The organism is Halopseudomonas sp. L-58 (assembly GCF_056859475.1).
Map to the genome: position 1 here is coordinate 104,307 of NZ_JBSXON010000047.1, position 14,133 is coordinate 118,439.

Genomic DNA, 14,133 nt, shown 5'->3' on the forward strand with positions numbered 1-14,133 from the left:
CGGCAAGCTGCAAGCAGCAAGCCAAACCCGCGCGGTGTCGAATCGTGCGGGTTTTCTTTGGGCTGAGATAGCCACTGGTCGCCTCCAGAAACGCCTGAGGACGCCGTCGCCCATCCGGTTCTGCTTGCGGCTTGCGGCTAATAACGTGCAGCTTGATAAGCCTGCGCCTGCTGCAGAATCCAGTCGCGGAACGCCAGCAGCGCAGCCGATTCGGCCTTGCGCTCGGGGATCACCAGGTAGTAACCGTTGTCGGTCTCGAAGCTGCGTGGGCAGGGGCTGATCAGGCGGCCGTCTGCCAGTTCCTGGCGGATCAGAAATGGCGGGATCAGCGCGATGCCCATGCCGTGCATCGCGGCTTGCGCGAGCATCGAGAACAACTCCAGCCGGGTACCGTTGAGGTCGTGTTCGACGCGCATGTCAGCGGCGGCGAACCACTGGCGCCAGGCATAGGGGCGGGTGGTCTGCTGCAGCAGTGGCAGTTGGGCGATGTCCTCGGGCGTCAGCTCGCGCGCAGGGGCGATCAGCGCCGGGCTGCACACCGGAATCGGCGCTTCGGGCATCAGGTAGTGGGTTTGCGTACCGGACCAGTCGCCATCACCGAAATAGATGGCGGCATCGAATTCGGTATCGGCGAACAGGAACGGCCGCGTACGGTTGGTCATATTGACGGTGATCTGCGGATGCTGGCGCAGGAAGTGACTGAGCCGCGGCAGCAGCCACTGGGTACCGAAGGTGGGGACCAGGGCCAACTCCAGGGTGGCGGTGCCCTGATTACCCATCACCGACAGGGTGTCGCGCTCGACAGCATCCAGCCGGCTGGCGATTCGACGGCTGTATATCTGTCCGGCGTCAGTCAGTTTCACACCGCGGCGGGTACGGCGAAACAGTTGAATATCAAGGAATGCTTCGAGGTTGGCGATCTGGCGACACACCGCGCTCTGGGTCAGCGAGAGTTCCTCGGCAGCCTTGGTGAAGCTCTCATGGCGAGCGGACGACTCGAAGCAGATCAGGGCCTGGGTCGGAGGGATCTTGCGGCGCATGGGGCGGGCTCCTTCGGAGCAGTTATAAGCTATAAGTATCAGGCGGCAAGCTGTCCGTGCGCTGAGCCGGGGTTGCTTGCAGCTTGAAGCTTGCGGCTTGTCGCTATGCAATTGGTCGGAGTTCCAATTTAGCACAGGTATCTGCATAAAAGACGCTTGTTTGCTGGTTTCTCTGTGCGTAGAGTCACTGACACATTATGGTTCCCCAGTGGGACCCCATCACCCGTAAAACGAATATCGGAGAGCTCATGGCCGCATCCAAGGCAAGTTTCAACTGGGAAGATCCGCTGCTGCTGGATCAGCAACTGACTGAAGAAGAGCGCATGGTGCGTGACAGTGCACGCCAGTACTGCCAGGACAAACTCATGCCGCGGGTGCTGAACTCGTTCCGTAACGAGCAGACCGACGTGGAAATCTTCCGCGAAATGGGCGAGCTGGGCCTGCTGGGTGCAACCATTCCGACCGAGTACGGCGGAAGCGGCTTGAACTATGTCTGCTACGGTCTGATCGCCCGTGAAGTCGAGCGCGTTGATTCCGGTTACCGTTCGATGATGAGTGTGCAGTCCTCGCTGGTGATGGTGCCGATCAACGAATTTGGCAGTGAAGAGCAGAAGCAGAAGTATCTGCCCAAGCTGGCCAGTGGTGAGTTCATCGGCTGCTTTGGTCTGACCGAGCCGAACCATGGCTCCGATCCGGGCTCCATGGTCACCCGTGCACGCAAGACCGAGGGCGGTTACCTGCTCAAGGGTGCCAAGATGTGGATCACCAACAGCCCCATTGCTGACGTGTTCGTGGTCTGGGCAAAAACCGACGACGACGTCATCCGTGGCTTCATTCTGGAGAAAGGCTGGAAAGGTCTGAGCGCGCCGGCGATCAAGGGCAAGGTTGGCCTGCGTACCTCCATCACTGGTGAGATCGTGATGGAAGACGTGTTCGTTCCGGAAGAAAACATGCTGCCGCACGTGACCGGTCTGAAAGGTCCGTTCACCTGCCTGAACTCCGCCCGTTACGGTATCTCCTGGGGCGCGCTGGGTGCCGCCGAGTTCTGCTGGCACACCGCCCGTCAGTACACCCTGGACCGTCTGCAGTTTGGTCGTCCGCTGGCGCAGACTCAGCTGGTACAGAAGAAGCTGGCTGACATGCAGACCGAAATTACCCTGGCTCTGCAAGGCTGCCTGCGTCTGGGCCGCATGAAGGACGAAGGTACTGCTGCGGTGGAAATCACCTCGATCATGAAGCGCAACTCCTGCGGCAAGTCGCTGGACATCGCCCGCGTTGCCCGCGACATGCTGGGTGGCAACGGTATCTCCGACGAATACGGTGTGATCCGTCACGTGGTCAACCTGGAAGTGGTTAACACCTATGAAGGTACCCACGACGTACACGCGCTGATCCTCGGCCGTGCGCAGACTGGCCTGCAAGCCTTCTTCTGAAGGCGGGCAGGCAGCTGCAAGCTTTAAGCTGCAAGCGACAAGCCGTTCTGAGTTGGTTCGGCTTGTCGCGTTCTCCTCACGCTGCATTGGCGTACCGCTAGTACCCTTATCTTCGTATCCCGCACGGCCAGCTTGTGGCTTGAAGCTTGCCGCTTGAAGCTTGGAGCTAAAGACATGAGTGCATTATCCGGTTTGCGCGTCCTCGATCTGTCCCGCGTGCTGGCTGGCCCATGGGCCGGGCAGATGCTGGCGGATCTGGGCGCGGATGTGGTCAAGGTCGAACGGCCGGGGGCGGGTGACGATACCCGTGCCTGGGGGCCGCCGTATCTGCGTGATGCCGATGGGCGCGATACCTCCGAGGCGGCGTACTTTCTGTCGGCCAACCGCAACAAGCGCTCGATCACCATCGACTTTACCCAGCCCGAGGGGCAGCAGCAGGTGCGTGAGCTGGTGCAACTTGCAGATGTGCTGATCGAGAACTTCAAGGTGGGCGGGCTGGCAGTCTATGGGCTGGATTACCAGAGCCTGCAGGCGCTCAATCCGCGCCTTATCTACTGCTCGGTGACCGGCTTCGGCCAGCAGGGGCCGTATGCCAAACGCGCAGGCTATGACTTCATGATTCAGGCCATGGGTGGCCTGATGAGCATCACCGGCAAGGCAGACGGGGAGGATGGTGCCGGGCCGGTCAAGGTCGGCGTGGCGCTGACCGATATTCTCACCGGGCTCTACGCCAGCAATGCCATTCTCGCCGCACTGGCTGAGCGTGAGCGCAGCGGTCAGGGCCAGTACATCGATCTGGCGCTGCTGGATGTGCAGATCGCCTGCCTTGGTAACCAGGCGCTGAACTATCTCACCACTGGCGTGCCGCCCAGGCGGCTGGGCAACGCTCATCCGAACATCGTCCCGTATCAGGATTTCCCGACCGCCGATGGCGACTTCATCCTGACGGTGGGTAACGACGGCCAGTTCCGCAAGTTCTGCGAGGTGGCGGGGCACCCGGAGTGGGCGACTGATCCGCGCTTTGTCAGCAACGCTGCTCGGGTTGCCAACCGCGCCGAGCTGATTCCGTTGATCCGCCAGGTGACGGTATTTCGCACCACCGCCGAATGGATTGCGGCGCTGGAGCAGGCGGGTGTGCCCTGCGGGCCGATCAATGATCTGGCGCAGGTGTTTGCCGATCCGCAGGTGCAGGCGCGGGGTACGCGCATTCGCATGGCCCACCCGCTGGCCGGTGAGGTGGACCTGGTCGCCAACCCGATCAGACTGTCGCGCACGCCGGTTGACTACCGGCGCCCGCCGCCGCTGCTGGGTGAGCACAACAGCGAGGTGTTCGCTGACTGGCTCAGCGACTGATCGGCCGCTCGCGTCTCTGCGCGCGGGCCAGCCGTCTGCTTTCCTCCTCCCGCTCTTCCAGCACGTCCTGCACGTAGCTGATGTGCTCGCTGGCGATGCGTCTGGCATCGTCGGCGCGGCCCTGCATGATGGCGTCGAACAGCGCCTGATGCTGCGCGACCAGCATCCGCCGGGTTTCGCTGCGCAGCGCATACATGCCGCCGATATTGGTTACCACATTGCGTTTGAGCAGGTCGAACAGGCCGCGAATGGTGTGCAGCAGCACCAGGTTGTGGCTGGCTTCGGCAATTGCCAGGTGAAAGCGCGCGTCGGCGGCGCCTTCCTCGGCGCGTGACGCCTTGCCCTCGCGGGCGTAGCAGGCCTGCAGGGCGTCAAAGGCGCTCTGCAGGTGCTGGCGGTCCAGATCGGTAGCGCGCAGCGCGGCGTAATAGGCGCAGTCGGCTTCCAGCGTGTGGCGGAACTCCAGCAGGTCTCGGTGCGCTTCCGGATGACCTTCGAGCAGGCTGAGCAGGGGATCGCTGAAGCTTGAACCGAGTGAATCGCTGACATAGTTGCCGCCGCCCTGGCGGCTGATCAGCAAGCCCTTGGCGACCAGTTTCTGTACTGCCTCGCGCAGCGACGGGCGGGACACGCCGAACTGCTCGGCCAGCGCGCGCTCGGCCGGCAGGCGCTGCCCCGGCTGCAGCGTGCCCTCAAGAATCATGGTTTCCAGTTGCTCGACGATGTTGTCCGACAGTCTGCGCTGTCGAATCTGACCTACTTCCATTGTTGTTCCTTTGGTCTGACCAATCGCCTGTAGAGGGTAACCAGCATGACCTTTACAGGCAACCCGTCAGGATTGATCTATACCAAAGTCTAGCGTTATGGGTTTGACATGGCTCTGGTGCTTTTTTAATCTGGTCATCCATTTTTGTAAATTGGTCTTACCAATTGGTGCTCGACCGCCAATAACAACTACAGGAGCGCTCCATGTCTTCCGGTTTCCTTGCCCTCATGGCTTTTGCCCCGATCCTGCTTGCAGGTGTATTGCTGATCGGTCTGCGCTGGCCGGCGCGTCGCGCCATGCCGCTGGTGTATCTGCTCAGCGCCGGGATCGCGCTGTTTGTCTGGGATATGAGTTTCAACCGGGTGCTGGCGTCGACCCTGCAGGGCCTAGTCGTCACCGTGGGGGTGCTGTGGATCATTTTTGGCGCGATTCTGCTGCTGAACACCCTCAAGCATTCGGGCGGTATCACCGCGATTCGTGCCGGGTTTACTACCATCAGCCCTGACCGCCGCATTCAGGCGATCATCATCGCCTGGCTGTTTGGCTGCTTTATCGAAGGTGCGTCCGGCTTCGGCACCCCGGCGGCGATTGCCGCGCCGCTGCTGGTGGCGATCGGTTTCCCGGCGATGGCTGCGGTGCTGATGGGCATGCTGGTGCAAAGCACGCCGGTGTCCTTTGGTGCGGTCGGTACGCCGATCATTGTCGGGGTCAACACCGGGCTGGATCACGCCGCGATCGGCGAGCAGCTGGCCGCCAACGGCTCAAGCTGGGACGCCTACCTGCAGCTGATCACCAGCCAGGTAGCCATCGTGCATGCGCTGGTCGGTACGGTCATGCCGCTGGTTATGGTCATCATGCTGGTGCGCTTCTTCGGCAAGGACAAAAGCTGGCGCGCGGTATTCGAGGTGCTGCCGTTTGCTCTGTTTGCCGGCCTGTCGATGACCATTCCCTATCTCATCAGCGGCCTGCTGCTCGGCCCCGAGTTTCCGTCGTTGATCGGTGGTCTGGTCGGTCTGGCAGTGGTGACCAGCGCCGCGCGTTTCGGTTTTTTGGTACCCAGGCGTCAGTGGGACTTTGCGCCCCGCGACAGCTGGCCGGAGGCCTGGATGGGCACGGTCGAGATGAAGCTGGAAGAGCTGACTGCGCGCCCCATGAGCAGCTTCCGTGCCTGGCTGCCCTACCTGCTGGTCGGTGTGCTGCTGGTGATCAGCCGGGTGTTCCCCGAGGTCAGCACCGCGTTCAAGTCGGTGGCCATCAACTTTACCGATATTCTTGGTGAGACCGGTGTCAGCGGTGGGGTTCAGCCGCTCTATCTGCCTGGCGGCATCCTGGTCATGGTGGTGATCGCGACCTTCTTCCTGCATCGCATGAAGGTCCGTGAGCTGGGCAAGGCGCTTGGCGAGTCCGGTGGCGTGCTGCTGAGTGCCGGTTTTGTGCTGCTGTTTACCGTGCCGATGGTGCGTATCCTGATCAACTCCGGAGTGAACGCGGCTGACCTGCCAAGCATGCCGATTCTGATGGCCCGTTATGTGGCCGACAGCGTCGGTGGCATCTACCCGTTGCTGGCGCCGACCATCGGTGCGTTGGGCGCGTTCCTCGCGGGCTCCAATACCGTCTCGAACATGATGTTCAGCCAGTTTCAGTTTGGCGTGGCCAGCAACCTTGGCCTGTCGACCGCGTTGATCGTGGCGGTGCAGGCCGTGGGGGCCGCTGCCGGCAACATGGTGGCGATCCACAACGTGGTGGCTGCCTCGGCAACTGTGGGCCTGCTCGGCCGTGAGGGCACCACCCTGCGCCGGACTGTCTGGCCGACTCTGTACTATGTGCTGATGACTGGTGTGATTGCGCTGTTTGCTGCCTATTTGCTGGGTGTCAGCGATCCGCTGATGGCTGGTTGATGTGTTGACTGCTCGCGCCCCGGCCCTGGCTGCCGGGGCGTTGCCCGTTGAAGAACCGATGAGAGTTTGCTGATGATCATTTCTGCCTCGACCGATTACCGCGCCGCCGCTCAGCGCCGACTGCCTCCCTTTCTGTTTCACTATATCGACGGTGGGGCCTATGCCGAGCACACGTTGAAGAAGAACGTCGAGGATCTGGCCGGTATTGCTCTGCGGCAGCGGGTGCTGAAGAACATGTCGGAACTGAGCCTGGAAACCCGTCTGTTCGATGAAGCCCTGAGCATGCCGGTGGCGCTGTCACCGGTCGGCCTGACCGGCATGTACGCCCGTCGCGGTGAAGTGCAGGCGGCGCGCGCAGCAGCTGACAAGGGCATTCCCTTTACCCTGTCGACCGTCTCGGTCTGTCCGATTGAAGAAGTTGCACCGGCGATCAGTCGCCCGATGTGGTTTCAGCTCTATGTGTTGAAGGATCGCGGATTCATGAAGAATGCGCTGGAGCGCGCCAAGGCCGCCGGCGTGACCACCCTGGTGTTCACCGTCGACATGCCGGTGCCCGGTGCGCGCTATCGTGACGCGCACTCGGGCATGAGCGGCCCGAACGCCGCGATGCGTCGTTACCTTCAAGCTGTGACCCATCCGCGCTGGGCCTTTGATGTGGGGCTGCTCGGCAAACCGCACGACCTGGGCAATATCTCCGCCTACCGGGGCAATCCGACAGGCCTGGAAGACTACATGGGCTGGTTGGGTGCCAACTTCGATGCGTCCATCTCCTGGAAAGATCTGCAGTGGATTCGTGACTTCTGGGACGGCCCGATGGTGATCAAGGGCATTCTCGATCCGGAAGACGCCCGCGATGCGGTGCGCTTTGGTGCCGACGGTATAGTGGTATCCAACCACGGCGGCCGTCAGCTCGATGGCGTACTGTCCAGCGCGCGAGCGCTGCCGGCGATTGCCGATGCGGTTAAAGGTGACCTGAAGATCCTGGTCGACTCGGGTATTCGCACAGGTCTGGACGTCGTCCGTATGCTGGCGCTCGGCGCCGACTGCACCATGCTCGGCCGCGCCTTTATCTACGCGCTGGCGGCTGATGGTGAGGCGGGCGTGAGCAATCTGCTGGAGCTGATCGAAAAAGAGATGCGGGTGGCAATGGTACTGACCGGTGCCAAATCCATCAGTGAGATCAACGCCGATCTGCTGGTGCGTGAACTGCAGCATCTGAGCAAGTAATACGGAGATAGCATGAGCCTGCCTGCCGACTTTCTGACCGGCGCCCGTCGCCTGATTCCGCCCGAGCGTCTGTTCGACGATCCGCTGTCGACCCTGGCGTTTGGCACCGACGCCAGCTTTTATCGGCTGATTCCCAAGCTGGTGGTGCGGGTCGAGTCGGAGGCAGAGGTGGTGCGTCTGTTGCATCTGGCCACCCGGCATAAGGTGCCGGTCACTTTCCGTGCGGCGGGCACCAGTCTGTCCGGACAGGCGATCAGTGACTCGGTACTGATCGTGCTGGGCGATTACTGGAACGGTCGGGAGATTCGCGACGGTGGTAATCAGATTCGCCTTCAGCCTGGCGTAATCGGCGCGCAGGCCAACGCTGTACTGGCGCCGCTGGGGCGCAAGATCGGGCCGGACCCGGCCTCGATCAACGCGTGCAAGATCGGCGGCATTGTTGCCAACAACGCCAGCGGCATGTGCTGTGGCACGGCGCAGAACAGCTACCAGACGCTGGCTGGTATGCGTCTGGTGCTGGCCGATGGCACCGTGCTGGACAGTGAGGACGAACGCGGTGTGGCGGCCTTCCGCCAAAGTCACGGCGCGCTGCTTGAGCAACTGGCCGAGCTGGGCCGCGAAACCCGCGCCAATACCGCGCTGGCCGAGCGGATTCGCCATAAGTATCGGCTGAAGAACACCACCGGTTTGTCGCTTAACGCGCTGGTCGATTTTGACGATCCGCTGGATATCCTCACCCACCTGATGGTCGGCTCTGAAGGCACCCTCGGTTTTATCAGCTCGGTGACCTACAACACCGTTCCCGAATACCCGCACAAGGCCAGTGCGCTGATCGTGTTTCCGGATGTGGACACCTGCTGCCGCGCAGTACCGGTGCTCAAGCAGCAGCCGGTGGCAGCGGTGGAGCTGCTGGATCGCCGCAGTCTGCGCTCGGTGCAGAATCAGCCGGGGCTGCCGGGTTGGGTGGCTGCGCTGTCGGATGGCGCCTGTGCGCTGCTGATCGAGTCGCGCGCCGCCAGTCAGTCGCTGCTGCACGAGCAACTGGCGCAGATCCGCGCGGCGCTGGCCCCGTTCCCGGTCGAGCAGCAGGTGGATTTTACCGAAGATCCGGCGGTCTCCGGACAGCTGTGGGCGATTCGCAAGGGCACCTTCCCGGCGGTTGGTGCAGTGCGCGCGACCGGAACCACCGTGATCATCGAAGACGTCACCTTCCCGGTCGAGCAACTGGCGGCCGGTGTACACCGGCTGATCGAATTGTTCGAGAAGCACGGGTACGACGAGGCGATCATCTTTGGCCACGCGCTGGAGGGCAACCTGCACTTCGTGTTTACCCAGGGCTTCGAGGACCCGGCGCAGGTCGCCCGTTACGAAGCGTTCATGGGCGATGTGGCCGAACTGGTCGCGATCGAGTTCGGTGGTTCGCTCAAGGCCGAGCACGGCACCGGCCGCAATATGGCGCCGTTCGTTGAAAAGGAGTGGGGCAGCGACGCCTATCAGTTGATGTGGCGCATCAAGCGGCTGCTTGACCCGCAGGGCATCCTGAACCCGGATGTGGTGCTGTCCGATGACCCGCAGATTCACCTGAAAAACCTCAAGCCGCTGCCGGCCGCGAACGACATCGTCGACAAGTGCATCGAGTGCGGCTTCTGTGAGCCAGTCTGCCCGAGCAACGGCCTGACCCTGACGCCGCGCCAGCGCATCGTCATCTGGCGCGATATTCAGGCAAAAAAGCGCGCGGGTATCGATACCCGTGAGCTGGAAGCCGCCTACCAATATCAGGGCATCGACAGCTGCGCCGCGACCGGCCTGTGCGCCGAGCGCTGCCCGGTGGGCATCAATACCGGCGATCTGGTGCGTGCGCTGCGCGCCTCGCAAGCGGCTTACCCGGATCGCGCCAACTGGCTGGCCAAGCACTTTGCCGGTGCACTCAAGGGCGTGCGGTTTACCCTGCGCGCCGCAGATCTGGCCCACCGCCTGCTCGGCGCACCGCGTCTGCAGCGCTGGAGCGAGGGCGCGCGCAAGCTGTCTGGTGCGAGCCTGCCGAGCTGGACGCCGGCAATGCCGCAGCCGGTCAAACTGATTCCGCCGCTCGATCAATGGCAAAGCGGCAAGCCGCGGGTGGTTTACCTGCCGGCCTGTATCTCGCGCAGCATGGGGCCGGCGCGCAGCGACAGCGAGCAGATGCCGCTGATCGACAAGACCCGGGCGCTGCTGGAAAAGGCGGGCTATGAAGTGGTACTGCCGGCGCAGCTCGATGGCTTGTGCTGCGGCCAGCCGTTTGCCTCCAAGGGCTATCCCGAGCAGGCCGAGGCCAAGCGCAACGAGCTGCTTGCAGCGCTGCGCGAGGCTAGCCGCAACGGTCAGGATCCGATCTACTGCGACACCAGCCCCTGTACGCTGAGTCTGATCAATGGCGAGGCCGATGGGCTGGATATCTTTGATCCGGTGCGCTTTATCCGCACCCATCTGTTCCAGCGGCTGGAGTTCACTCCCCAGGCCGGGGCGGTCGCGGTGCACGTAACCTGCAGTACCCAGCATCTGGGCGAGGGGCAGGCGCTGATCGAGATCGCCCGGCGCTGCAGTACCAACGTCGTGGTGCCGGAAGGGATTCACTGCTGCGGCTTTGCCGGCGACAAGGGCTTCAACCTGCCCGAGCTGAATGATCATGCGCTGCGCACGCTCAAGCCGGTGGTGCAGCATTGCAGCGAGGGGGTATCAACCAGCCGTACCTGCGAGATCGGGCTGTCCAGCCATAGCGGCGTGGATTATCACAGTCTGGTCTATCTGGTGGATCGGGTTACCTGTCCGAAGAGTGACTGATGTCATTAGGTGTTTTGGTGGAATGCTTCCGTCACCGAGGGTGACGGAAGCGCTTATGACTAGAGGCTATCAATTTGAAGATTCATGCGTGCCAGCATCCGACTGCTGGTCCTTGAGTCGTCGAGTTTGCTCAGGTCACGAAGCCGAACGGTCTCCTTCGGCTCGATGCTGAGCTCAAAACCATCCTCCTTGCCCAGCAAAATGTCGCTAATTAATTCGCATACACCTTCCAGGTCTCTTGCCAGGTCTCCGCGCTCGCATTGCTTTACCTGTTGCTCGACCTGCCGTTCATAGTGTTCGCTGCGTTGCTTATCCGCGTCGCCGCGTGTTGGGTCAAGTGGTGTGTTATAGCGCTGTTGTAAGGCGATGCTGCGGGAGACAAGCCCTCTGTCCTTCATGGTAAAACGGATCGCTTCAATCTCAATCCTGTCAATGGCTTGTCCCAGCTCTTCCAGGCTCTGCAGTATCTGGTAGTTGTTCTCTGCAGATGTCAGAGTGCGTTGTAAAGTTCGTAGCTGACGATTCAAGCCCCGCTGGCCTGCCAGCCTGTAGCTGATTTGGCTGTCAAAAAGTTCTGGCAGAGCAACGTTGATTGCGGTTTCCACGACGCCCGCATCATCATCGACATCGACAAACAGGTCCACGTCGAACGGTGGGACGAAAGTCAGTCCACTATTGAGCGCAGGTTGGAATCCGCCTACTGCGTTAGCGAAACCGCGGTCGATATTTCGCCCGGCTATCGCGCTGAACTGCCTGAAGTCAGAGAAGGCCTCTTGCTCGGCGTTGACACCACGGAATTGTAGGCGAATTCGGGTGCGATCATCCTCGTCGAGCAGGTCGCTAACAATGATCTCCTTTGCTCGGATGGCGGCGTTACTGTCGCCGATGTCCAATTCCACGTCGAATATACTGACGTGCCCTCCAAATGGGCTGGAGGATACTTTGGACCAGTGCAGCCTGTTTTCTATTTGTGCATCATAGGCCCAGTCTTCCAGTTTCTTTTCTGCCTTATTGCCGGCGTATACGGATAGCCCGGCGTAGGTGGCGGCAATCAGAGCAGCGGCTCCTCCGGCAATCAGAAAGATCTTTTTGTTCATCGTGCTGCTCCTGTGGTCGCGGCTTGATCCGGTCTTGCGCGCTTGATCAGCTCCTCCGCTTCTTCGGGAGTCCAGTCAGGGTTCCCGATCCGGTAGCGGGTGAGTGCCAATGGGTCTTTCAAGTCTGCACATTGTTCTTCTGAGCAAGATTGGATGCTGTCAGCTGTAATCAGGGTCAGCGGTAGGTTTTGGTCGTCTTTGCGCTCGGGATCCAGCTGGGCGCTGCCCTTGATCAGATGCCATCCTTGTTCGATCTGGTCGGTATTCTCATTGCTCAATAGCACCGCTTGATAGGGATACCCAATTAGCCAGCCATCATCCTGTTCCTTGCCGATCTCTACTATCTGGCTATAGGTGGCTGTTCCGCCGCGCATCATCCGCAGGTAGCTGCCAGACCCGGTTGGGCTGTAGCTGGCGTCCTCGGTCATGCTTGCGTACAGTTCTTCGGGCCGGCGAACGTCGTTTCGCAGCTGACTGTACAGGCGAAGTTGTTGCTCTGCCTGCTGGGCCATCAGTTCACGCTGGCGCTGCTCCTCGCGCAAGCGTTCTGCCTCGGCTCTGCGTTGTTCTTCCGATTCCTTACGTTCGAAAGCAAACAAGTGGTTGGTGGCACGCTGCGGGTTGTATTCCCACTTTTTGCTGCGGTAGTGGCGCGACAGGCTGATATCGTAAAGCCAGAAGTCCCTGTTTCTTTCCATTAGCCCTTTGTTCAGGTCGCGCATGGCGTACAGGTGGGTGTTTCGAATGCCTGGTGCGACCTGGTCAAGGCGAGTGGCGGCTAGATCGACCGTGGTCTTGATCGAGTCCAGTTCGCGGAAAAGGTCGCGGTTTTCCGTCAAAGCAATCACAGTGGCGTTGTTGGATTGCCATTGACCGTTGTAGCTGCGGTTCAGTCGGAGCAGGTAGTAGGTCTGGCTGGCGGGCTCGCTGTGCAGTAGCTGCAGCAGGTTCCTATCCTGATCGAAGCCGACGATGGGTAGAGCCGGTGGGGGAGCATCGAACGCCAGACCAGCCAAGAAATGAGCGTCACCAGTTCTACTGAGCAGCACACCGTCGCTGCGGGTCAGCGTCAGCGAACCGGGGCCTGAGGCATAACCATCAGCGTCGCAGGTGACACCGGAAGACACCGCCCTGACGTTCTCGGTGCCATCTTCAAGCTTATCGGCAAGGCGGAAGCGGCAGCCGTTCTGATCGCGCACCTCGGTCAGGAAATCGACCTGAGCAAACGCGTCCTTCTGCAGTGGCGGCGTCCAGCCTGCCACGCTGAAAACAGTCGGTGGCGCGGCAACTGCGGTGGCTGTTGCTGGTTCTGTGGGCGACTCAGGTGCTGGCTCAGTGGCGGACGCCGCTTCTGCGACCGGACTCGGTGTCGGTTCGGCAACCGGTGCCGCGACAGGAACAATAGGAGCCTTGGATACTGGTGGCGGACTGGCGGTGGCCGTGGTTGCACTTTCAACGGCTGGAGTGGCCGCAGAGGCGACCGGGTCCGGCGCGGGTGCGGTGGTTTGCGCGATCCAGCCTCCGGCCTGCGATGCGCTGCCGTTGTTTAATGTACTGCCGCTGCTGTCGGTGCTGACCCAGCTGAGTTGGCTCGCAGCCGGACACTGGCTTGCCAGCAGCCCGCCAAGTTTAGGCAGCAGGCGGCCTACTGCGCTGGGGTCGGTTACGTCGCTGGTAAAGGCAAAGCGCAGTTGCAGTGCGTCGCTGCACCATTGCGCGTTGTCAGCATGTACCACGAATACTTCAAGGTTTTCTGCCTTCGAGTATGCCAGGCGGTAGTCCGCGGCATGGGCTGTTGACGCCAGTGCCAACAGACTCGGGATAACGATGCGTCTCATGCGGCCTTCCTTTTAGATCAGTTCCCAAGCGCCATCATCGGCCTGGCACGCTTTTACGGTCTGAGAGTCAGTGCTTTCGGCTGTTCGAATGTTGTAGTTGAGAGTTCGGCAGGTAGTTTGTGCTGCCACTTGTTGCTCAACTGGCACGGCGTCCAGGTCGAAAGCGTCAAGATCGATGCCTTTGCTTGCTGCGGTAGCAACATCGAGGCTGTCCAGATCGGTGGCTGTGTCGGCGACCGATGGGTTGGTGCTGTCGGTCGTTGTGGCGGGCACCTGCTCAACAAGTGGTGCATAGACGTAGCCTACGGTGACACCGCGGCGGCCAACCATGATCCAGTTATTATCGGTCCTGCCTATCGCGGTAAATGTAGTGCCTGTGGGCAAACTGGCGACGCGCTCCGCATTAATGTCCGGTGCGTTGCGGACATTAGGGAAACGCTGCACAAATCAGCCCTCTGCCTGATTACGCAGCCCTGACTATAATCACCAGACCCTGCCACTCCCTCAGCCAAGCCCCCCGATGAAGCAGACCACCTTCGCCCAAGCCCAGCATCAGAACAAGAAAAAGGATACCCGCCGGGAACCCTTCCTGGCTGAGATGAATGTACTGGTGCCCTGGCAGCGCCTGCTGGATGCCCTGTCGCCCTCATATTACCCAGAC

10 protein-coding genes are annotated in these 14,133 nt (G+C 61.2%); 5 read left to right on the top strand and 5 right to left on the bottom strand.

The genetic code is table 11. From position 1 onward, the window contains the following. Positions 1-137: 137 nt before the first annotated feature. Positions 138-1,040 carry a LysR family transcriptional regulator gene (locus tag AC13EY_RS05740; RefSeq protein WP_228245510.1) on the bottom strand — a complete coding sequence of 301 codons (903 nt, stop codon included), beginning with the start codon at positions 1,038-1,040 and terminating at the stop codon, positions 138-140. Between the two features lie 248 nt (positions 1,041-1,288). Between AC13EY_RS05740 and AC13EY_RS05745 the strand changes: the two genes are divergently transcribed. Together AC13EY_RS05745 and AC13EY_RS05750 are read left to right on the top strand one after the other, a co-directional pair. Beyond that, entirely contained in the window at positions 1,289-2,473 is a 1,185-nt protein-coding gene (locus AC13EY_RS05745; protein WP_088274389.1) for an acyl-CoA dehydrogenase, read from the top strand. A 174-nt stretch (positions 2,474-2,647) separates the two neighbouring features. Further along, the gene (locus AC13EY_RS05750; RefSeq protein ID WP_308444262.1) at positions 2,648-3,826 is read left to right on the top strand and encodes a CaiB/BaiF CoA transferase family protein; all 1,179 of its coding nucleotides are present in this window, start codon (positions 2,648-2,650) and stop codon (positions 3,824-3,826) included. On the opposite strand, the gene AC13EY_RS05755 is transcribed toward AC13EY_RS05750, so the two are convergent. Beyond that, on the bottom strand, positions 3,816-4,592 hold the full coding sequence (locus tag AC13EY_RS05755; protein WP_104738719.1) for a GntR family transcriptional regulator: 777 nt from the start codon (positions 4,590-4,592) through the stop codon (positions 3,816-3,818). The genes AC13EY_RS05750 and AC13EY_RS05755 overlap by 11 nt on opposite strands. Positions 4,593-4,795: 203 nt before the next feature. On the opposite strand from AC13EY_RS05755, the gene AC13EY_RS05760 reads away from it, so the two are divergent. From AC13EY_RS05760 to AC13EY_RS05770, 3 genes are all read left to right on the top strand, one after another. Further along, positions 4,796-6,490, top strand: coding sequence for an L-lactate permease (locus AC13EY_RS05760; RefSeq protein WP_228245508.1), 1,695 nt, complete (start codon positions 4,796-4,798; stop codon positions 6,488-6,490). Between the two features lie 72 nt (positions 6,491-6,562). Next, on the top strand, positions 6,563-7,717 hold the full coding sequence (gene lldD / locus AC13EY_RS05765) for an FMN-dependent L-lactate dehydrogenase LldD (protein WP_228245507.1): 1,155 nt from the start codon (positions 6,563-6,565) through the stop codon (positions 7,715-7,717). Positions 7,718-7,729: 12 nt separating this feature from the next. After that, on the top strand, positions 7,730-10,537 hold the full coding sequence (locus AC13EY_RS05770; protein WP_228245506.1) for an FAD-binding and (Fe-S)-binding domain-containing protein: 2,808 nt from the start codon (positions 7,730-7,732) through the stop codon (positions 10,535-10,537). Between the two features lie 59 nt (positions 10,538-10,596). On the opposite strand, the gene AC13EY_RS05775 is transcribed toward AC13EY_RS05770, so the two are convergent. The 3 genes from AC13EY_RS05775 to AC13EY_RS05785 all read right to left on the bottom strand — a co-directional run bounded on the left by AC13EY_RS05775 (position 10,597) and on the right by AC13EY_RS05785 (position 13,916). Further along, the gene (locus AC13EY_RS05775; protein ID WP_228245505.1) at positions 10,597-11,634 is read right to left on the bottom strand and encodes a hypothetical protein; all 1,038 of its coding nucleotides are present in this window, start codon (positions 11,632-11,634) and stop codon (positions 10,597-10,599) included. After that, on the bottom strand, positions 11,631-12,896 hold the full coding sequence (locus tag AC13EY_RS05780; RefSeq protein WP_228245504.1) for a hypothetical protein: 1,266 nt from the start codon (positions 12,894-12,896) through the stop codon (positions 11,631-11,633). Before AC13EY_RS05780 ends, AC13EY_RS05775 begins: the two co-directional genes overlap by 4 nt. 588 nt (positions 12,897-13,484) lie before the next feature. Then, a complete protein-coding gene (locus AC13EY_RS05785; RefSeq protein WP_482876594.1) occupies positions 13,485-13,916 on the bottom strand; it encodes an SH3 domain-containing protein in 432 nt (143 codons plus the stop codon). Positions 13,917-14,133: the final 217 nt, after the last annotated feature.

Coding starts and splice junctions, on each gene's coding strand:
- AC13EY_RS05760 (WP_228245508.1), top strand. CDS start 4,796: ATGTCTTCCGGTTTCCTTGCCCTCATGGCTTTTGCCCCGATCCTGCTT.
- AC13EY_RS05745 (WP_088274389.1), top strand. CDS start 1,289: ATGGCCGCATCCAAGGCAAGTTTCAACTGGGAAGATCCGCTGCTGCTG.
- AC13EY_RS05775 (WP_228245505.1), bottom strand. CDS start 11,634: ATGAACAAAAAGATCTTTCTGATTGCCGGAGGAGCCGCTGCTCTGATT.
- AC13EY_RS05750 (WP_308444262.1), top strand. CDS start 2,648: ATGAGTGCATTATCCGGTTTGCGCGTCCTCGATCTGTCCCGCGTGCTG.
- AC13EY_RS05755 (WP_104738719.1), bottom strand. CDS start 4,592: ATGGAAGTAGGTCAGATTCGACAGCGCAGACTGTCGGACAACATCGTC.
- AC13EY_RS05770 (WP_228245506.1), top strand. CDS start 7,730: ATGAGCCTGCCTGCCGACTTTCTGACCGGCGCCCGTCGCCTGATTCCG.
- AC13EY_RS05740 (WP_228245510.1), bottom strand. CDS start 1,040: ATGCGCCGCAAGATCCCTCCGACCCAGGCCCTGATCTGCTTCGAGTCG.
- lldD (WP_228245507.1), top strand. CDS start 6,563: ATGATCATTTCTGCCTCGACCGATTACCGCGCCGCCGCTCAGCGCCGA.